Source organism: Bacillus sp. FSL H8-0547 (genome assembly GCA_038002745.1).
Lineage (GTDB): Bacteria > Bacillota > Bacilli > Bacillales > Bacillaceae > Bacillus_P.
The window spans coordinates 401,150-420,724 of sequence record JBBODD010000001.1; the positions used below are offsets into that span (position 1 = coordinate 401,150).

The following is a 19,575-nucleotide window of genomic DNA, read 5'->3' on the forward strand; positions in this document are numbered from 1 at the left end:
GGATGTGCTGCTGATGGGCCGTTCCGCAGGCAAATTAGTGGACAGGCTGCCTGACTGCAAGTCCGTACTTTTTCAGTTTCCTGACAATCGTAGGCTGGCTGCTGTCCAGAGCTTCTGCAATTTCATACGTTGTCCTGTATTTTTGAACAGCAAGAGTCAGGATTTTTTCTTCCGCAAGTTCGGCTGCTTCTTTTAATGTGACAATTTCAGAAAGCTTGATCGGCCCTTCCTCTCTGTACTCATTCGGCAGATTCTTATGAGTCAGCACATCCTCTTCACTGATCAGCACAAGCCTCTCCACTAAATTGGCGAGCTCGCGGACATTGCCGGGCCAGCTGTACGTGTAAAAGAAATCTTTCAGCGCTGCTTCCATCCGTTTGCTCTTGCCGTACTTCAAATTGGCTTTTTCCAAAAAGAAAGAAACGATCGGCAGTATGTCGTTTTTCCGGTTCCGGAGAGGAGGAATGAAAATTGGAACAACATTGAGACGGTAAAACAAATCTTCGCGGAACTCTCCGTTATGAACCATTTCTTTTAAGTCCTTATTTGTCGCAGCAAGAATCCGGACATCCGCTTTTTTAGAAACCGTTGCACCGACCCGCTGAATTTCTTTCTCCTGAATGACCCGAAGCAGCTTGACCTGCAGATTCAGCGGAAGCTCACCCACCTCATCCAGAAAAAGGACGCCTCCATCTGCAAGCTCAAACATCCCGGGCTTTCCATGTTTATTAGCGCCTGTAAAGGCTCCGCCTTCATAGCCAAACAGTTCAGACTCCAGAAGATCCGGGGGGATTGCTCCGCAGTTCACTTTAATAAACCGTCCTTTATCTGACCGCCCGCTCCTGTTGTAAATATAGCGGGCAAGCACATCTTTCCCGACACCTGTCTCTCCCAAAATGAGAACGGTCGCTTCCACGTTGACAATTCTGTCAGCCGTTTCATAAATGGCGGCAAGCTCTTCGCTCTCGATAATGACGTCACTGCTGCTGTTTTTTCTTTTCAGCCGTTCAATTTCTTTTTTATAGCTGTCATTGAGTTTTGTCGCTTTTCTGAGAGCGTTCTGCAAATCGTTGAGTTCGGACAGGTCTCTGATATTCGTGACGATGCTCTCAATTTCACCATTGTCATTAAAGACAGGGTTTCCTGTCAGCAGTGTTTCCTTTCCTGTCCGGTTGAGCTGCACAACTGACACGCTTCTTCGTTTTTCCATCACTTTATGGGTCACCGAATTTTCTAGGATTCCGCGCTCAATAAGAGCGTTTACATTTTTCCCCGCGTAATATTCCTTTGGTATGCCTGTAATCCGCTCAATAGCCCGGTTCGTTCTGAGCGTGACCCCATCTTTATCTGTTATATAAATGCCGTCATAGGAATTATCAATAATCGCATCCAGTTCACGGTTTATCCGTTGTGATTCCTTCAGTTCATCGATCAATGATACAAGCTCAGTCGAAATCGTGCCGATATACAGGCAGTCCGCTGAATCCTGTATGGACGTTTTGATAAAAATACAGCTGGTATTCCCGCACGCAGCGTGAATCAGCTTCCCGCCGCCCAGCTTTTCCCACACATCAAACACTTGATTAATATGACGGCTCTTAGTTTCCATGCCGCCACTCAGCTTCTTTAAAGAGGCATTGGCCTGTACAATCACTTGCTCTTCTGTAGTCATCATGCACGGAAAAGGGATATTCATCAGGGTCTCTGCTTTCATGTCCTCACCGTTCGATCTTCAGCTGCTGATACTGAAAATGCAGATCTGACAGCGCAGCGGTGATGGCATGGATGGCTTTTCCGCAATAATGTTCCCTGACATGCTCAGTGACTTCGTCCACCCCGTTCTGAAGGCTGTAGCCCCGGAGAAGGCGACCGACAAAATCCCTTCCGTGCTCCGTTGCAAGCGTGCAGGAAGCTTCCAGTATCACCGCGTATCTTTTATCAATTTCAACCGTGATCGTCAGCATATCGTATACGTTCTTCGCCGCCATTCCTGCCGGCAGGCGCGCATGTCCCGCAATAAACATCGTCTGTGAGTGCATGGTGAGGTCCCTCTCTTTCAATAAATGAATTCGTTTCTTAAACCTTACTTCTTTACAATTTGCGAATATCCTTCCTTTTGAATCAAAAACGTACAGTCGTTTACTTATGAAAATACAGCTCATAAAAAATGCCCCTCAGCATAAGCATAAGGGGCTGCAGTTTACTTCTGTTTGTTCATTACACTGTTTTTAGCGAGCTCAAAAACGTCCCTGACATCTGAATAAGGTTCCTCCCCTCCATCAAATGTGCGGTACCAGAACACTCCCAATGGAGAAGTCCCCGTGTTGTTCATCATCGCAAGAGAGATTTTGCTTTCTCTGTCTACAACAATATACTGTCCCCCTGAACCAACCGCCCATTGCAGCGTTTGATCCTTTTGCTTTTCCAGCCACCATAAATAGCCGTACCCCGTAAATCTGTCTACATCGGTTATTTCAGAGTACGCTTCAAAACTGGCATCAATCCAATTTTTCGGAATGATTTGCTTATCTTTCCATTTCCCGTCATTGGCATAAAGCGAGCCGAATCTTGCCAGGTCTTCTGCACACATATAGAATCTGTACATTGGCATGGAAGTCTCTTCCGACTCTTGATAAACCACATTTGAGGGCTGAAACTTTTTCATCTTTGTCGGTTTGGCAATCCATTCATAGAAAGCTTCCCCTAGGGATTTACCTGTCTCCTTTTCAAAAATGACGCCGAGCGTATTAAAATCCCAGTTGTTATAGTAGTAGTGCTCGTTATGGCTGTGGCTGCCTCTCTCAGGTCTTTTTTCTTTCATGGCTTTTGATTCGCCCAAGGAAGTAATGTAAATGCCGGAACGGGCTTTCAGCAGATCTTCTACGGTCGCCTGTTTCTCCTTTTCAGAAAGCGGATTTTTCGTGTCATCTATCCCCAGGTCCCCCAGTGTTCGATCCAAATTGATTACTCCTTTTGACTCGGCAATTCCAAAAAGAGCACTGATAAGACTTTTTCTGACAGAAGCCACATTTGAAATTTGATCACTTTCTCCGGATTCCGCAAGCACGTTCTGGCCTTCCATTATAAACAACGAGTCCGCCTCATTCTTGTCCATGATTTCTGTTATTCTGTTCATTGTTTTCTGACTGTCATGCTCAGACTGATTTAGCTGTTTATGAAACTCATTGTTTTCTGAACTTGTAAATGGAATGGATAAATAACCCGTAGCTCCTGCTCCGATAAATAGAAGGACTGCTGTGAGTAATACCGCTTTTTTCTTCACGTCAAAATCTTCTCCTTATTGATTGATAACCATGATTATCAGCCTTAAAGCAGCTTTAAGGTCAACCTCTTTTTTTAAAAAAGCATTATTTGTTATACTTTTCTCAGCGCAGGAGAAGACAAGAGGTGTCAATATGGAGGAAAAAAACTACTACACAATCGGCGAGGCTGCAAAGCTATGCGGCACAGCTGCTTCAACATTACGCTATTACGACCAAATCAGCTTGCTGAAACCAGCAGGGCTGAACAAGATCACAAACTACCGCTACTATACCTTTAAGGATATTGCCAAAATCAGAATCATCCAAAATTTGCGAGAGCTGCATTTTTCCATTGGGGATATAAGCAAGATACTTGAGGAAGACAGCCTTTCAAATCAGCTGTCTGTCATGAAAAAAAAGCGTGATGAAATCGTGGATGAAATAAACGAGCTAAAGAAAACAGCAGAATCCATTAATCAACGAATTAAAAATATGGAAAAGGAATTGAAAATGTCCTATTCTCATTCTCCCTCTGAACCCGTCATTACCGCTGCCTGGCAGCCTGCAAGGAAAATCCTTTCTTTAAGAAAGCAAACTGAACGTGCTAATTTAGATGTGTACGTCCATTATTTTAATGAACTGATTGAACTTGCAAAAAAAGAAAAAATCATTCCATCAGGAAACCTTGTGTTAATTCATCATCATATAAATGTGAATCACGCATTCAATGAGAGGGAATTTCAAAGCATGATGAAAGATCTTGAGGTCGGCTTGCCGGCAGGACAGCTCCAGGATTCTCCCTTTTTAAGTGAAATACCTGAAGGATTGTACTTATCGATGATTAGAAAAGGCATGGCAGGCAAAGATACGTTCATTGACATTTATTCAAGAATCCAGAAATGGCTTATAGAAAACAACTACAGAGCTGCCGGTCCGCTGATTGATTTACTGCACACCGATTTGACGAGCCTGCAGCCCGATCAAATTGTGGAGAACATTTTAACAGAGATTCAAATTCATATAGAAAAATTAGATTAATTCTAGAAAAAGAAGCAGACTGAGAGATTCAGCCTGCTTCTTTTTGCTTAAATTATATTCTTCAGTTCTTAACCTTCTCCCTCTCCTCCTCAAACGGCCAGCTCGGCAGCATATGGCTCAGCGTTTTATCTTCTCTGTAACCTAACACATACTCCGCCTGCATCACGGTATGAATTTCTCTTGTTCCCTCGTAAATAACAGGTGCTTTAGAGTTTCTAAGGAATCGTTCAACCGGATATTCATTGGAGTAACCGTACGCACCGTGGATCTGTACTGCATCGTTCGCCGCTTCGTTTGCGAAATCACAGGATTGCCACTTGGCGAGGGACGTTTCCCTTGTGTTTCGTTTTCCTTCGTTTTTAAGACACCCTGCTCTGAAGACAAGCAGGCGGGACATGTGATAGCCTGCTTCCATTTTGGCGATCATCTGCTGAACAAGCTGGTGTTTGCCAATCTCTTTTCCAAATGTTTTCCGCTCATGGCAGTAGTTGACGCTCTGTTCAATACATGCCTGAATGAGTCCGCAGGCACCGGCCGCAACGGTAAACCGTCCATTATCAAGAGCGGACATGGCAATTTTAAAGCCGTCCCCTTCCTGTCCAAGAAGGTTTTCTTTCGGCACCCGGATGTTGTCAAAGAAGATTTCACCTGTGTTCCCTGCGCGAATGCCAAGCTTCCCTTTAATAGCTTTGGAGGAAAAGCCAGGCATCGTGCGCTCTACAATAAACGCCGAAATGCCGTGGTGCTTTTTGCTTTTATCCGTGTAAGCGAATACAAGAAAGTGGTCAGCATAGTCGCAAAGAGAAATCCATGTCTTCTGACCATTCAGTATGTAATGATCGCCTTCCAAAACGGCTGAAGTCTGCAAAGCCGCAACGTCCGATCCTGCATTCGGTTCTGTTAAGCCGAACGCTCCAACTTTCTCCCCTTTAGCCTGCGGAGTAAGATATTTCTGCTTCTGCTCCTTATTTCCCCACTGCATCAGCGTCAGGCTGTTTAAGCCGGTGTGGACGGAAACGGCTGTACGGTAGGCTGTATCCCCGCGTTCAAGCTCCTCACACACAATCGCGAGAGTGTTATAATCCATGGCACTGCCGCCGTATTGTTCCGGCACGCAGATTCCCATCAGGCCGAGATCTGCAAGTTTTTTCAAAATGGACGGTTCGAAATGACCTTCTGCATCCCACTCGGCAATGTACGGGTTAATCTCTTTATCAACGAAATCGCGGACCATTTTTCTTACAGCGTTCTGTTCTTCAGACAAGTTAAAATTCATCATTGCTTCATCCCCTTTTAGTAGATATAAAAAAGCCGGCTGCGCAAAAAGGCAGCCGGCTTTTGTCAACGTTAAGAAATCTCTTCCATAGACAAAACAGCAATCAGGTTTAAACATATGTTCACTGGTGCTAACCGTCATCACGGATCACAGGAAGGCTAATTCCATAGGCGTGAAATGCGATTAGTTACTAGAAGTATATCCAGTAATCCGAAAACAGGCAACCTTTTTTTGAAAATTCTATATATTTATAGTCTATCAGACTGCCGCTCCTCCATTCGGATTGACTCCCCAAGGCCAATCTTTTACACTTGAAGAACTGAAAAAGAAGCAGGTGAATCCAGTGGAATTTAAGATTAACTATCTCTCTTTCTATTTGATCCAGGTGGACGGAAAAGACGAGAATGCCAATAAGCAGTACAAACACTTTCAAACATTAACGGCGGAGGAGTACGAGCAGAACGCGCTGAAGGATTTTCTGGACGGCGAGCTGAAAAAAATTGTGAAACGGAAAGTGGAGAAGCATCCTAAGAGCGAGCAGGTTCCCACAAAACTTGGCCACTTTGTTGTGGAACCGGGATATGAACTGGATTCTAATCCAAATTACAACCTCTTTCACAGAGCACTTACAGCAGAAACAAAGGAAGCTTTTAAAGAAGCAGGCGAACGGTTCGTCTCTGCCTATCTCGATGCAAGTGCCGTCCGGGGCGGTGCATTCCTTGTTTTGTCGGCAACTCCTGAGAAGTATTTCGAGGATACATTTGTATTTATTTTAAAATGTGATTTTGAACCTAAAGTGGCTTCCATTTCAGATGAATCAACCCTGATCCGCAATGTGCAGATGGCGATCACGACGAAAAATATGAAATCCATCCAATACCCCCACATGCCTGAAGAAGGCATGACAGAGCCCGGTGAGCTTAAAATTCATCAGGCGTCACATGCCCGCTACTTTGAAGACTTTCTGAAGTTTGTCGAATACGGCGAATCCATGCCTGAGATCATGAAAACTCAAGTCATGAGCATGGTCCAGGAGCATGTCCTTGAGACGTATGAAGAGAACAGCCAGGAACGCCAGCAGTTCGAACAGGACATGGAAATCTGGGAAGCAAGCGAGAAGCGGGAAATCCAGGAGCGTCTGGATACCCATCAGGTCATTGAAGCGGCTGCCCAAATTGTGGAGCATACACCCGAAGCCGAGCTGAAGATGAAGCTCGGGGAAACTTCTGTAAAAGGACTCCTTGCAGACTACGGGGAAAACATTCATTTAGGAAAGATCAACGGAAGATATGTTCTTCTCGTAGAAGCGGACAGCATCCAATTTGAAAAAGGGGTATCTCCGATTGAATTTCACCGTCCTGACGAGCTGGGAGCGATAATTGAAAGGATATCAAAGAAAGGGGAGTCATAACTCCCATTAGATCGCACGATTAAATTTTCTCTCCCCTCATCTGTCTATTTCCCTTTCAATCCTATATACTTAACCTATTCAATCGGTTAAAAGGGGAACTTTCATGAAAGATGAGCTGCATTATATAGGCAATAAGATTCAGGAAAACGCACGTGAAATTACTTTGAATATCCCGAGCGCCCAAGATGCCAAGCATACTCAGCAGCTGGAGCATTCGGGATTCCCATTAGAAGAGCGAATTGCCTACCGGGAAGAACTGGTCGGTTATTTGGGACAGGCTCTGTGTGATGTGAAGGTTGAGGAAAAAGTAGACCAGTGGAGCATAAAAATAGCAAAAAGAGCCATCCATTTTGACGTCCCGCTGGCCCAGTGTCTCCGTGCGATCGGGGCATACAGGACGGCTCTGTGGGACACTCTGACCGAAGAGCTTCACAAAAACAACTTCTACGCCGTTACGATGCTGGATGTTTCCAAAATGATTGATCCGCTGATTGACAGAGCCTGCAGTGTGACAGGCAGCGTCTATGAAAACCACAGCAATGAATTAATGGAAGTGGCTTATTCAGCATTGGAAGAGCTTTCTGTTCCGGTTGTGCCGGTGGCAGAAGGAATTGCCGTTATTCCTCTTGTTGGAGCGGTTGACACAAGAAGGGCCGCACTGATCATGGAAGTTTCCCTTAGAGAGGGCGCCCGCCTGAATCTCGAAGAAGTCATCCTGGATGTATCCGGAGTTCCCATTATTGATACTATGGTGGCAGACCAGATTTTCAAAATCGTCAGCGCACTCAAGATCAGCGGCATCCACACCGTTCTCACCGGCCTCCGTCCTGAAATCGCCCAGACCATCATGAGTCTCGGCCTTGATTTTAATCATATCGAAACCAAATTCAACATGAGAAAAGCTTTGTATGACCTTGGATTCAGACGACAATAAATGAAGCTGATATGTATCGTAAAATCCGAACTATGAATCAATTAGTTCGGATTTTTTCTGTTTCTACCTGTGGAGTATTAGCCGGAGTGCTGCCACTTTTCCAGGTCATGATTCCTCACTTGTGGCGCCACTCACCGGAATGCTGCCACTTTTACAAGTCATGATTCCTCACTTGTGGCGCCATTCAGCAGAGTGCTGCCACTTTTTCAGGTCACGAATCCTCTTTTGTGGCGCCACTCACCAGAGTGCTGCCACTTTTTCCGATCACGAATCCTCTTTTGTGGTGCCACTCACCGGAGTGCTGCCACTTTTTCAGGTCACGAATCCTCTTTTGTGGCGCCACTCACCAGAGTGCTCCCACTTTTTCAGGTCATGATTCCTCACTTGTGGCGTCATTCACCAGAGTACTCCCACTTTTTCAGGTCACGAATCCTCTTTTGTGGCGCCACTCATCGGAGAGCTGCCACTTTTTCCGATCACGAATCCTCTTTTGTGGTGCCACTCACCGGAGTGCTGCCACTTTTTCAGGTCACGAATCCTCTTTTGTGGCGCCACTCACCAGAGTGCTGCCACTTTTTCAGGTCATGATTCCTCACTTGTGGCGTCATTCACCAGAGTGCTGCCACTTTTTCCGGTCAAGAATCCTCTTTTGTGGCGCCACTCACCGGAGAGCTGCCGCTTTCCCAATTTTTAATTGAACACCGGCTTTCCTGTTAATAACATACTGTGCCGTATCCTTAGTCAATAAAAGCGGAATGAAAAACAACTCCCCCATAACCCAAATACTCTATTACTGGAGCGGTTCTTTTCAGGATAGATTCAAAATCAAAAAGCATAAATTGCCTCCCTTCATTATTGAGTTTGACCGAACGGCCGGCTGCGTGCATCCGGTTTAAAGCAGATTAGAGAGTGTACCATGCGTTTTATGAATCTCTGATTTTATAAACTAGCTAATCGAACTCAGATTTGAATAGAATATTCGTCTGAATGCATGTCACGAAAGAAGTCTATTCCCCATTATGCGATTTCCTGTTCTTAAAAGTGCAAGTATTGTTCTCCTTTTTTAAACTAGAGCGGTTATGCCGCCATCCACAACAAAAACCTGGCCGACAATATAATCCGATGCTTTCCCGGAGAGCAGCAGAATAACACCGTCTAGGTCGCCTTCTGTACCGAAACGGCCGGCAGGCACCCCTTTTAAAATCCCAGCATTATCTTTTTCTAGAATCATTTTTGTCAATTTCGTCGGGAAATATCCCGGTGCGATTGCATTAACCTGAATATTGTCCGGGGCAAGTTTTACTGCAAGATCCTTCGTGAAACTGATGACAGCGCCTTTGCTTGTGCTGTAGGCAATCGTATCCATAAGCTCTGCCGGAGTTCCTCCCATTCCCGTAACTGAGGCGATATTGATGATCTTGCCCGAGCCCTGGCTTTTCATTACTTTTGCAGCAGCCTGGCTGAAAAGGAAGACTCCCCTGACATTGACATTCATGACTTTGTCCCATTTATCGGCAGGCAGTTCAAGCGCAGGCGCCATCCATGAGGTACCGCTGTTGTTGATTAAAATATCAATTGTTCCAAAGTGAGCCAACGTCTGGTCGATGACATTCTGGATATCCTTCTGGCTCGTTACATCACAGGCAATCGCAAGGGACTTAACACCGAGAGCAACAAGTTCTCCCCTGACCTTCTCGCATGCTTCAAGATCCCTTGAACACACGACAACATTAGCGCCTGCAAGTGCAAGCACTCTTGCCATTTGTGCGCCAAGCCCCTTTCCTCCGCCGGTAACAATAGCCGTTTTATTTTTCAAGCTGAATAGATTCAAATTCCTTGCTCCTTTCTAAAATCAGTGTGATCCTTTAATATCTTAGTAAGAGTTTGTCTAAGAGGTTACACTATTTGATGCGTTAGCCCCCGCCCTTTTCGACAAAAATAGACGTTTTCGGTAGACAAGGATATGGGTATACGGATAATAACTTGATTTGGCGGGATTTATGCTAAAATAAGGTCATACCAATTAGAGGAGGATAAAAGATGAAATACAGCGGGTATATCGGTACATATACAAAGGGAGACAGCAAAGGCATTTACTCCTTTACACTTGATACAGATGCAAAAAAACTGAGTGAACCAAGCGTTGCTGCTGAAATCGGCAGTCCTACATACTTGAATTTAAGCAAAGATAACCGTTTCGTATATGCGATTGGAAAAGACGGGGACGCAGGAGGGTTGGTTGCCTACTCAAGAAATGCGAATACAGGGGAATTGACGGAGCTTAACAGACAGCTTCGCGAAGGAGCATCACCCTGCCACGTAAGTGTTGATTCAACCAACCGGTTTGTTGTATCTGCAAATTACCATAACGGGACAATTGAATCCCATGAGATGGATGTGATCAGCGGAACTCTCTCATCCGCCCTTTCCATCCGCAAGCATGAAGGTTCAGGGCCTAATGAAGAAAGACAGGACGCTCCGCACGCCCACTATGCAGGCTTCACGCCTGAGGAAAAGTATGTCGCTGCTATTGATCTTGGCACTGACAAACTGTACACATATGAGCTCAATGACGGTGAACTTTATGAAGTTCACAGCCTTCACCTGAAGAGAGGAAGCGGACCAAGACATCTGACGTTCCACCCGAACGGGAAGATTGCATATCTGCTCACAGAGCTCAGCAACGAAGTAGTTGTTCTTGATTATAAGGAAGACGGCAGCTTCACAGAGCTTCAGTATATCTCCACTCTTCCGGAGGATTTTACAGAAAACAGCCAGGGTTCTGCGATTCACATCTCATCTGATGGACAATTCGTGTATGCCGGCAACCGCGGGCACGACAGCATCGCCGTTTTCAAAACTGACAGCGACACAGGTAAACTGACATTCGTAGAACGCACGTCCACTGAAGGAAACTGGCCGCGTGACTTTGCACTCGATCCAACTGAAAACTTCCTGATTGCATCCAACCAGGAAAGCAGTAGCCTGATCCTGTTTGAAAGAAACCGCGAAACAGGAAAACTGTCTCTTCTGCAGTCAGATGTTCATGTGCCTTATCCGGTTTGCGTAAAATTCTTAAATCAATAAAAAGATCTCAGAGCCTGAGCGGCTCTGAGATCTTTTTATATTCTTCCCTCGTAATTCCAAACAGGAGCAGGTCATGATAGCTGCCTTGCGTATAAATCATGTTCCGCATTCTGCCTTCTTCTTGAAAGCCCAGATTTCTGTGCAGGCTGATCGAAGCCTCATTAAAACTGTACACATGAGCATTTGCTTTTTGATAGCGCAGTTCTTCAAATAAATAGCGAAGCACAATTCTGATGGCATCTCCTGCATATCCCTTTCACCAGTGCTCTCTGAATATACTGATGCCATAGCTGAATGTGCCGTTTCGGGTATCACACTTATCCGTGCTGATGCTGCCAGCAAATTCCCCCGCTGCATTCTCTATAGAAAGTCTGACAGCATCCTCGTTCCAGCCTTTTTCCGCCTCGGCCTCAGTCCATCTTCTTGTGCCCTCTTCAGATCTTGGACCATAAATGGCATCCTTTGAGTCTAGCTATCTCTGAATCCATGCCGTCTTTGTGAAACATCACGGCTGAACAGGCCTGAGTCTGACAAGCTCCCCCTTCCAGATGCTGTTGCTTTCAGCCATTTAGAGCCTCTCCTTTTCATTCCACTTCCTTCAGCATTTTTTCAATTGAAGTCAGTCTTTGATTTAATTCTTCGTTTACTTTTACTTGTTTCTGCTGAAAAGCCGCGTGATCTCTCTCCAGTTTCAGTCTCTCTTCGGCTCTCGCTTCCATCCGTTTAAAATAGCGGATGATAAAGATTAAGGGAAGAATGATGAGGATGATCCAAAATAATAATGGCCCTAGCGTAGTAATAATATCCCCCATAAAAATCTCCTTTTCGTTCTGCACATTTATTCTTTCTTTTTTTCAGATATGCTTTCTGATGCTTCCGCAATGATTCCGGCATCGAGCGGAACACTGAATGGAACAAGCTCAAAATATTTCATTGCTTTCCCATCGTCTGAAATTTCATGCTCCCCCTTTATGAGTCCGGCTTCTTCAAGCTTTTTCAGATGCAAATACACAAGCGGACGGCTGATGCCAAGCTCCCTTGCAAGCTGGCTGACATACTGACGCTCCCTGTGCAGAATAGCAATAATCTTCATCCGATACGGATTGGAGAGCGCATCAAGAAGCTTAATCAAATCGTCACCATTCATTTGTTTTTTCATATGTAATAATTATATTACAGGTGTAAGTAACAAGCAAGAAAATATTGGAATATATGCTTAATAATTGAAGTTCGTTATCTATCATGCAGGATTCTCATACATTAAAAAAGAACTATAAACCTATAATGACCAGGAGGTGCTGTGCTTGGAAACTGTTTATCTGATTTGCGTCGTTGCTGCCGTCGGGTTTTTCATTTTCAATCTGCTTAGACAAAACCGCAGGCTGCCTAACAATGAGTACACACCCATGAATGATATTGACAACGGCCTCGTCCGAAACTATCAGAATGAAATTCCCCTAAGTGAAAGCAAACATGAAGCAAGATATGAAGAATACGAGGAGAGAAAATAAGGAATGCCTAAAACTATGAAAAGGAGCAATCGTGATTTGAACCGAAATGTACTGCTTGCAATCCCTTCTTATTCACCCGATGATTCAGGCTTTCAGTCTCCCATTGGAGAAACCTATGACTATTGGGAGAAAATCATTTCTTATTTCCTGACTAAGGCAGATACGGTTGAGATTCATTGCTGGAAAGATGAGAAAGCATCAATGAATGAACTCAGTCATTTTGAAGAGAAAGCTGCTGCTGATGACGGGGATCTCATTATATTTACCGTAAAGAAAACACCCGCTCTGTCTGAGTTCCTGGTTAAGAGCCATTTAAAAAACGGCCGGATGAAATGGTTTACGGTGAACTTGATCCTCAGGGGTGAGACTGTTCTTCATTCCGGACACTGGGGCACTGAACTTGCCGTTTACGGTCTTTCAGAAGAAGACCTTTCATTTATCACGAACACAGTTCCATCTGAAACTGATTTCACCTGGTGGTAAAATCAGTTTTTTTATGCATTTTTATCCTGTCCTACAAGCTCCAAAAGCCTCAATTAAATGTTTTTCACTTTAAAGAAACAGGGCGTGTGAATAGGATTCATTAAAATCCGGGCATAATGTCGCATATTTAAGCTGAATTTAAGGTTTCATTCAGCATGGTTTAATGACCATGAAATAAAATTTTCAGTGGAGCCGTACACGCAGAAAGAAAGCGCTTTAAAACTGTACAAATACATAACTAGGATGGAAAACAATGAGAACACAGACCGTGCTAAGAAAAATGGATTCAGAAGGCAGAGTCACATTGCCTCAAAAATGGAGAAAGTACTTAGGCATTAAACGCTATGATCATGTTGAAATATTCGCAGACCATCATTCCATCACGATCAGAAAATTTGAGCCCCAGAAAAAATGCTTCATTACAGGAAAAATTGATCCGGACAATTTTGTTTGCTGCGATGGAAAAGTTGTCCTCAGTCCTGAGGGAGTTGACATCTTAAAAAACAGACTGGCAGGCAGCACGAGCTTTATGATCCGGCCATAAAACCCCCTGCCGCCATGGCAGGGGGTAAGCTTTTTATTCTGCTTTTTCCGGCTCGCTGTATTCCTCGCCAAATGTTTCAACAGTAACAGATTTCATTTTCTGGTCTTCCAGCGGCTTATCGTTCTCCGTTTGGACAGAAACGATTTCATCGACCACTTCCATACCCTCCGTTACTTTTCCAAAGGATGCGTACTCGCCGTCAAGGCTTGGATAGTCAGCAACCATAATAAAAAACTGCGAACCTCCGCTGTCAGGCTCCTGTGAGCGGGCCATTGAGATCACGCCGCGTTCGTGTTTCAGGCTGTTTTCAAAACCATTTGAACTGAACTCTCCTTTAACCGAATAGCCTGGACCGCCTGTTCCATTTCCGTCAGGGTCTCCCCCCTGAATCATAAACTCAGGAATCACACGGTGAAAAATCAGTCCGTCATAAAACTTATCGTTAATCAGCGAAATAAAGTTAGCAACCGTATTTGGCGCGACTTCAGGATACAGCTCTACTTTGATTTGCTTGTCATTTTCCATTGTAATGGTGACAATTGGATTTTTATCTACTTTTTTTACAGGCTCCTCAGCGCTTTGCTCCTGATCTTTGTTTCCGCATGCTGTCAGGATGAGCAAAAGCATGGCCATGATCAGTACTGCCGTCTTTTTCATGTCATCATCTCTCCCATTTCATTTGCAATCAGTTCATACGACCTCAGCCTGTCCTCATAGCTGTGTGTAATTGTAACAATCATGATTTCGTTCACGCCGTATTTTCCCGCTATGCCGATCAGTTTCCTTTTTACTTCTGCGGGATTGCCTGCGATTAATTTGCCTTCTGAGCTCTGCAGCATCTCACGTTCTTCCCGGCTGTATGTATAGGATTTTGCTTCTTCAACCGACGGAATGCCTCCGGTGATCCCCTTTAGCTGCTGAATTCGCCAAAGTCTGAGACTTCCGGCTAACTCTTTTGCTTTTTCAGTGGAATCGGCGCAAATAGCACTCACGGTAAGAAGGGATTTCGGCTGTTTCAGCTCATATTTAGGCTGAAAGCGGGTTTTGTATTCTTTTAGCATGTCCACCCCGTCTTTGTCGCTCATAAACTCTCCAAAGGCATAGGCCGTTCCCGTCTGCGCAGCAAGCCTTCCGCTCTTTATGCTCGTCCCAAGAAGCCACACTTCAGGCGGGATTCCAGGCACCGGCGCTGCTTTCAGAGTGGAATAGAAATTTTCTGCAGGAAAATCACCATGAATAAAATGAAGCAGCTCTTTAAATTTGTGCGGCATTGTACGGACATTTTCCAGGAAATTGTCTGATAATGCCATTGTTGCTTCTGCCGATCCCCCTGGTGCCCTGCCGATGCCAAGATCTATCCTTCCCGGAAAAAGCACAGAGAGCATATGAAAGGTTTCTGCGATTTTATAGGGCTTATAATGCGGGAGCAAAACAGCACCGGCACCGATGCGGATTTTTTCGGTGTCTGCCCCGATATAACTCAGCATAATTTCAGGCGCAGGACAGGCAAGACCGGGCATGTCATGATGCTCCGCTATCCAGTAGCGGTGATACCCCATTTTTTCAGCCGCCCTGGCAAGACGTGCTGATTCCCTCAGAGCTGTTCCCGCTGAGGATCCGGATGAAATCGGGGACTGATCGAGTATACTGAGTTTCAATCCTTCCACTTCTTTCTAATGTGAGATGGGTTCATTATACTGGCTGACAGACTGAATGATGAACTGCATGATCTTCATTATTTTACCACGAATAACAGCGGAATACAGGGCACATCCTGTTAAAAGGAGGTGACAGGTTTGACACAGATTACCCTTATCTTTCTGATTTTAATATGGATGCCGCTATTTATTGTCCTGTTCTGTTTTCATATGAACCCGGATCCTCATTTAAACAAAGAGGCGATCTCCTTTGAAAACAGGGTGCAGCAGCGCCTCTACACAACTCTCCGGAACAATGGCTATTATGTCAGGGTCAAAGAAAAGTGCGGACCTTACACGCTTGATTTGGTCCTTCCCTATTACAGAGTTGCACTCCGCTGTATGATGGATGCAGAAAAAATAGAAGACCTCGGCAAAAGGAAATATATCCGGAAACAGGGCTGGAAAGTAGTCGGTGTAACGAAAAAGGATATAGACGGGAAAATGACGACGGTTTTGCATAAAATTGAAGCTGCAGTTCTTGAGAAAATAAAATGAGAGCGGACGACATGTCCGCTCTCATTTTATTTATTTTCTTCTTCAAGCGCTTTTGACAAGGTTGATTTAATCGAAACATTTTCAAACGTCAGCCCAAGCTGCATGGACGTAAGCGCGATTTCAGGGCGGATACCTGAGAGAGTCGATTTAATGCCGATTAAATTCAGAGCATCAATCAGCTGGAAGATCTGATGTGCAACCATTGTATCGATCATCACTACGCCTGAGAGATCAATAAACAAATGAGCAACACCTTTTTCCGTGCACTGCTTCAGTGTATTTTCGAGTATCATTTTTGCACGTGCTGTATCTATATCTCCTACTAGAGGAAGCAGGGCCGATTCACCTTTCAATTTAATCACGGGTGAACTCAGTTCATAAATCATTTCCTGCTGGGCTTTCAGCTGCAGCTCTGACGTTCTTTGCGTTTCAACGACAAAATGATAGATCACTCTGTCATGAGCTCGTACAATCAGATCTTTTATTGCCTCTATTTTCTCGCTTGTGTACTCATTCGGATGCATTTGAATAAATGCTTCGACCTCTTTTAAATACTGGCTTCGTGTACGCATAAACTCTTTTATCACAAATTGAATCGGTGTGCTTAAATGCTCGCCGTCCTTTGCAATGCGTACAATCCACTCCTCGAACAATTCCATAAAGTCTACATCTTCTTCAGAGAAGACTTGAATAAACCGCTGGTGAAATTCCTGATTTTGCGCTTTAAGAGCTTTTATGACCCCCGGATCATTTGATACGTAAACGCCTCCAGTATCTGACCGGTCAATTGATTCGTACCATTCCTCTGTTAACTGCGGAGCACGCTGCTGCAAATAGGTGTAGAATTTCTGGTTTCTGTGCACGATGTTTCTCCTCCTGCTTCTAGCTCATTTCCTTCTCTTATTTTACTTCAATCTTTAAAAAAGCGCCAAATGAATGATTTTGTAAGGCATGCCAAAGAACCCCCAAAAATTGGGTAGTTGTTTAATTTCCCTGTTTTATATCAACTTAAACCTAATAAATGAATTTTTTATAGAAAAAATGACCAATAAAGGCGTTTTCCTCTGCTATAATGACAGATGTTTGATAAATTTCTTACATTCTTTACATATTACCGAAACAATTTGAAATGAAATACGTCAAGTCAGTAAGGCAAAAGGGTGGGAAGAAGAACGTGAATGTTGAAAAACTGATTGAAACGCACCGGCCCAGAATGGAGAGAACAATCAGAAAAATCATAAAAAATCCCTCTCTGGCCGATGATATTTTCCAGGATGCTTCCATCAAGATATTCCGGTATTTCTCGGATTCAACAAAAGCACTACCTGAAAACATGGAAGCATGGATCACCATCCTCTCGAAAAATACAGCCTACGATCACTTGCGGAAACTTAAACGCACCCAGGATGCTGTTTCGCACGCAAGCGAAGAATTGAAACGCCATGGCTCCATGGACAGCGAAACTCCTGAACGTGCTTTTCTCTCAAAAGAAATGATGCTAGAAGTAAAAGAAGTTTTTCAATCACTTGATCAAGAAACGAAAAACATTCTGATTCTGCGAAACCAGGGCCATTCGTATGATGAAATCGCCTCTGTGCTCAATATTACCCTTGCAAAGGTCAAAACTAGAGTATTCAGGGGACGCAAGAAACTATTGGAAGCACTTAAAAGTAAGGGGGTGCTCTAAATGAACTGCGAAACGTGCCGGGACCGGATTCTCATTTTTGACCAGCTTTCTGAAGCAGAACAGGATACCTTGCTTGAACATATTGGGGAGTGTGACGGATGCTCTCAGACTTTTGAGGAATATTTGCAGCTTGAAGAAGCGCTAGACCTCATTTTGGAAGAGGAAGCTGTCTTGATTCCTGCCAGAAAGAAACAGCATCCATATAAATATCTCAAACGTGCAGCTCTCATATGCGCATCCCTTTTCATCCTTTGCCTTGCAGCCTGGAATACCCCTCCGGTAAAAGCAGCCATCGAAAAAGCGCTGAACGAGCTGATTGGGGACAAATTCCTTGAGATGGACAAACCTCTTGAGCATAAAGAGGATGATAAAGAAAAAGAAAAAGAAACTGTGCCTGTCATCTATACAGTCAAAGTATCACCCCAAGGAAAAAAGACAATTTCCTATATGTCAGGCCGAAAAAACAGGCAGGAGTATGAAAACGGGAATTACGAAGTCTCAGATGGAACCACACGCCTTACTTATTATAAAGATGACCATGTCTACACATCTGAAAAACTTGATAACACCATCTCCCAGATGACACAGGATATTTTTAATGGACTCGATTCCGACCAAATAAAAAAACTGGGAGAAACCACGTATGTCGGAAGAAAGGCAGACATGTACGAAATTACGTTTGATGACGGGTCGAAGGTTGAATACTGGTTTGACCAGGAAACGAATTGGGTGATCAATGAGTTCAGTTTTGAAGACGGAGTGAAGATATCGAACGACGACCTGCCACAGCTTGTTGAATTCAAAGTGATTGAAGCAGAGAAAAACCATTCGCTTTTCGATGCCGGTCCACCTGAAGGAGCAAAGGAAATTGAGTTTGATCCGATGAGGATTTTGGAGCTGGAAGATTAAAAAACAGGGTGCCCGGGCACCCTGTTTTCCCTTTATTTCTGCTCTAATTTTGCTTCACTGCTCATTTTCAGAGAAATTTCAAGGAATTGTCCCAATTGAACTTCAATTTTAGATTGCACTTCTTCATCTTTAACAGGACTGTTTAAATCCGCTTTATCAACAAATTTATCAAGTACATAAACGCCTTTAAGAATCGTCTGTGCACTTAGAGCAGCCAAAAGAGGCTTTAGAGAATAATCAATCGCAAGCAGGTGAGCAAAGCTTCCACCTACCATTAACGGAAAGACAGGTTTATCTTTAAAGGCATCCTGAGGAAGAAGATCGAGCAGCGCCTTCAGAGCACCTGTGTAGGCTGCCTTGTAGACAGGAGACACAATAATAACCCCGCTCGCCCCGCGCAATACTTCTCCAATATTCACGATAGATGGATCATCATATTTTCCGTGAATTAATACGGCAGGATCAAAATCAAGAACAGAGAACTCTCTTACCTCTGTTCCTTTTTGTTCAGCTTCCCTCCGAAGGAAACTTGATAATACGGCAGATCTTGATTCTGCTGAAGGACTTCCTGATATTGACACAATATATCCCAACTTTTCTCATCCCTTCCCAGTAAAAGAAAAGCCTCAATACAGCATGACAATGCAGTAAGTGAGGCCTTTATTTTACAAATTAGCATAAATTTTCAATTGTCTGTATTTTACACGAATGAAACGGATGCGGTCAAACTTAATACCTTGCAGTTGAAAGACAGTAATACGTATCTTTCCCGACAATGCCGTCAGAAGACAAGCCTTTATCAGCTTGAAATGCCTTTACGGCACGTTCCGTCATACTTCCGAAAATCCCGTCAGCAGAACCCGGCGAATAGCCGAGGCAGGAGAGTGTCCGCTGAATGGCGGCGACATAGGCGGACTTGTTTCCCGAATAACCATCCTTAGCAAGATACGCATGGCTGAAATCAATCACGATATTGCTGAGGACAACTCCGCATATGATTCCGCCGGACCGGACAAAGCCTTTATCCGACTTGCTGATAATCCACTGATAACCTTCATTTTCTGTACGGGCATTTTCTTCCCATGCACTTCTCCCGTTGCACGAATACGCTTTTGCATCTAATGACATATGTACTTCCCCCTAAAAAAATCATTCCGTTCATGTACTCTGACTGCCGTTCCATTCTTTATGTATTCCCAGAAAGTACTTGAACCTCCATATAGGTACGAATGATGGG

Annotated in this window: 22 protein-coding genes and 1 pseudogene; 10 read left to right on the top strand and 13 right to left on the bottom strand. The window is 44.2% G+C overall.

The features are described 5' to 3' along the window. Window positions 1-34: 34 nt before the first annotated feature. The 3 genes from MHB63_02025 to MHB63_02035 all read right to left on the bottom strand — a co-directional run bounded on the left by MHB63_02025 (window position 35) and on the right by MHB63_02035 (window position 3,283). Window positions 35-1,696 carry a sigma 54-interacting transcriptional regulator gene (locus MHB63_02025; GenBank protein ID MEK3805366.1) on the bottom strand — a complete coding sequence of 554 codons (1,662 nt, stop codon included), beginning with the start codon at window positions 1,694-1,696 and terminating at the stop codon, window positions 35-37. Window positions 1,697-1,718: 22 nt separating this feature from the next. Then, on the bottom strand, window positions 1,719-2,039 hold the full coding sequence (locus tag MHB63_02030) for a DUF3870 domain-containing protein (GenBank protein MEK3805367.1): 321 nt from the start codon (window positions 2,037-2,039) through the stop codon (window positions 1,719-1,721). Between the two features lie 161 nt (window positions 2,040-2,200). Further along, window positions 2,201-3,283 carry a serine hydrolase gene (locus tag MHB63_02035; GenBank protein ID MEK3805368.1) on the bottom strand — a complete coding sequence of 361 codons (1,083 nt, stop codon included), beginning with the start codon at window positions 3,281-3,283 and terminating at the stop codon, window positions 2,201-2,203. 133 nt (window positions 3,284-3,416) lie between these two features. On the opposite strand from MHB63_02035, the gene MHB63_02040 reads away from it, so the two are divergent. Then, window positions 3,417-4,301, top strand: coding sequence for a MerR family transcriptional regulator (locus MHB63_02040; GenBank protein MEK3805369.1), 885 nt, complete (start codon window positions 3,417-3,419; stop codon window positions 4,299-4,301). Between the two features lie 61 nt (window positions 4,302-4,362). Here the strand turns inward: MHB63_02040 and MHB63_02045 are convergent, their stop codons facing one another. After that, entirely contained in the window at window positions 4,363-5,577 is a 1,215-nt protein-coding gene (locus MHB63_02045) for an acyl-CoA dehydrogenase family protein (protein ID MEK3805370.1), read from the bottom strand. A gap of 343 nt (window positions 5,578-5,920) precedes the next feature. Between MHB63_02045 and MHB63_02050 the strand changes: the two genes are divergently transcribed. Both MHB63_02050 and MHB63_02055 read left to right on the top strand, forming a co-directional pair. Continuing rightward, entirely contained in the window at window positions 5,921-6,988 is a 1,068-nt protein-coding gene (locus MHB63_02050; GenBank protein ID MEK3805371.1) for a DUF3900 domain-containing protein, read from the top strand. Between the two features lie 103 nt (window positions 6,989-7,091). Continuing rightward, window positions 7,092-7,922 carry an STAS domain-containing protein gene (locus MHB63_02055; protein MEK3805372.1) on the top strand — a complete coding sequence of 277 codons (831 nt, stop codon included), beginning with the start codon at window positions 7,092-7,094 and terminating at the stop codon, window positions 7,920-7,922. A gap of 1,063 nt (window positions 7,923-8,985) precedes the next feature. On the opposite strand, the gene MHB63_02060 is transcribed toward MHB63_02055, so the two are convergent. Next, window positions 8,986-9,753, bottom strand: a complete 768-nt coding sequence (locus MHB63_02060) for an SDR family oxidoreductase (GenBank protein MEK3805373.1) — start codon at window positions 9,751-9,753, stop codon at window positions 8,986-8,988. A gap of 209 nt (window positions 9,754-9,962) precedes the next feature. Here MHB63_02060 and MHB63_02065 point away from each other — a divergent pair, with 209 nt between their 5' ends. Continuing rightward, window positions 9,963-11,009 (top strand): lactonase family protein, encoded by a 1,047-nt coding sequence (locus MHB63_02065; protein ID MEK3805374.1) that lies wholly within the window; start codon window positions 9,963-9,965, stop codon window positions 11,007-11,009. Between the two features lie 7 nt (window positions 11,010-11,016). Here the strand turns inward: MHB63_02065 and MHB63_02070 are convergent. The 3 genes and pseudogenes from MHB63_02070 to MHB63_02080 all read right to left on the bottom strand — a co-directional run bounded on the left by MHB63_02070 (window position 11,017) and on the right by MHB63_02080 (window position 12,168). After that, window positions 11,017-11,253: pseudogene (locus tag MHB63_02070) on the bottom strand (GNAT family protein). A gap of 340 nt (window positions 11,254-11,593) precedes the next feature. Further along, window positions 11,594-11,821 (bottom strand): hypothetical protein, encoded by a 228-nt coding sequence (locus tag MHB63_02075; GenBank protein MEK3805375.1) that lies wholly within the window; start codon window positions 11,819-11,821, stop codon window positions 11,594-11,596. 26 nt (window positions 11,822-11,847) lie between these two features. Next, the gene (locus MHB63_02080) at window positions 11,848-12,168 is read right to left on the bottom strand and encodes a winged helix-turn-helix domain-containing protein (GenBank protein ID MEK3805376.1); all 321 of its coding nucleotides are present in this window, start codon (window positions 12,166-12,168) and stop codon (window positions 11,848-11,850) included. Window positions 12,169-12,313: 145 nt separating this feature from the next. On the opposite strand from MHB63_02080, the gene MHB63_02085 reads away from it, so the two are divergent. The 3 genes from MHB63_02085 to MHB63_02095 all read left to right on the top strand — a co-directional run bounded on the left by MHB63_02085 (window position 12,314) and on the right by MHB63_02095 (window position 13,547). After that, complete coding sequence (locus MHB63_02085; GenBank protein ID MEK3805377.1) at window positions 12,314-12,520, top strand: hypothetical protein; 207 nt, start codon at window positions 12,314-12,316, stop codon at window positions 12,518-12,520. Between the two features lie 36 nt (window positions 12,521-12,556). Continuing rightward, entirely contained in the window at window positions 12,557-13,003 is a 447-nt protein-coding gene (locus MHB63_02090; GenBank protein MEK3805378.1) for a hypothetical protein, read from the top strand. Between the two features lie 253 nt (window positions 13,004-13,256). Further along, on the top strand, window positions 13,257-13,547 hold the full coding sequence (locus MHB63_02095) for an AbrB family transcriptional regulator (protein ID MEK3805379.1): 291 nt from the start codon (window positions 13,257-13,259) through the stop codon (window positions 13,545-13,547). A gap of 33 nt (window positions 13,548-13,580) precedes the next feature. Here the strand turns inward: MHB63_02095 and MHB63_02100 are convergent, their stop codons facing one another. After that, a complete protein-coding gene (locus tag MHB63_02100; protein MEK3805380.1) occupies window positions 13,581-14,204 on the bottom strand; it encodes a peptidylprolyl isomerase in 624 nt (207 codons plus the stop codon). Continuing rightward, complete coding sequence (locus MHB63_02105; GenBank protein ID MEK3805381.1) at window positions 14,201-15,205, bottom strand: LLM class flavin-dependent oxidoreductase; 1,005 nt, start codon at window positions 15,203-15,205, stop codon at window positions 14,201-14,203. Before MHB63_02105 ends, MHB63_02100 begins: the two co-directional genes overlap by 4 nt. A 138-nt stretch (window positions 15,206-15,343) precedes the next feature. Here MHB63_02105 and MHB63_02110 point away from each other — a divergent pair, with 138 nt between their 5' ends. Beyond that, window positions 15,344-15,742, top strand: coding sequence for a hypothetical protein (locus MHB63_02110; GenBank protein ID MEK3805382.1), 399 nt, complete (start codon window positions 15,344-15,346; stop codon window positions 15,740-15,742). A gap of 26 nt (window positions 15,743-15,768) precedes the next feature. On the opposite strand, the gene MHB63_02115 is transcribed toward MHB63_02110, so the two are convergent. After that, entirely contained in the window at window positions 15,769-16,605 is an 837-nt protein-coding gene (locus MHB63_02115; GenBank protein ID MEK3805383.1) for an STAS domain-containing protein, read from the bottom strand. Between the two features lie 311 nt (window positions 16,606-16,916). Here MHB63_02115 and MHB63_02120 point away from each other — a divergent pair, with 311 nt between their 5' ends. Continuing rightward, the gene (locus MHB63_02120; protein ID MEK3805384.1) at window positions 16,917-17,429 is read left to right on the top strand and encodes an RNA polymerase sigma factor; all 513 of its coding nucleotides are present in this window, start codon (window positions 16,917-16,919) and stop codon (window positions 17,427-17,429) included. After that, a complete protein-coding gene (locus MHB63_02125) occupies window positions 17,430-18,338 on the top strand; it encodes a hypothetical protein (protein MEK3805385.1) in 909 nt (302 codons plus the stop codon). Between the two features lie 32 nt (window positions 18,339-18,370). On the opposite strand, the gene ssuE is transcribed toward MHB63_02125, so the two are convergent. Then, on the bottom strand, window positions 18,371-18,931 hold the full coding sequence (gene ssuE, locus MHB63_02130) for an NADPH-dependent FMN reductase (protein MEK3805386.1): 561 nt from the start codon (window positions 18,929-18,931) through the stop codon (window positions 18,371-18,373). A gap of 136 nt (window positions 18,932-19,067) precedes the next feature. Beyond that, window positions 19,068-19,466 (bottom strand): peptidoglycan-binding domain-containing protein, encoded by a 399-nt coding sequence (locus MHB63_02135; GenBank protein MEK3805387.1) that lies wholly within the window; start codon window positions 19,464-19,466, stop codon window positions 19,068-19,070. Window positions 19,467-19,575 lie beyond the last annotated feature (109 nt).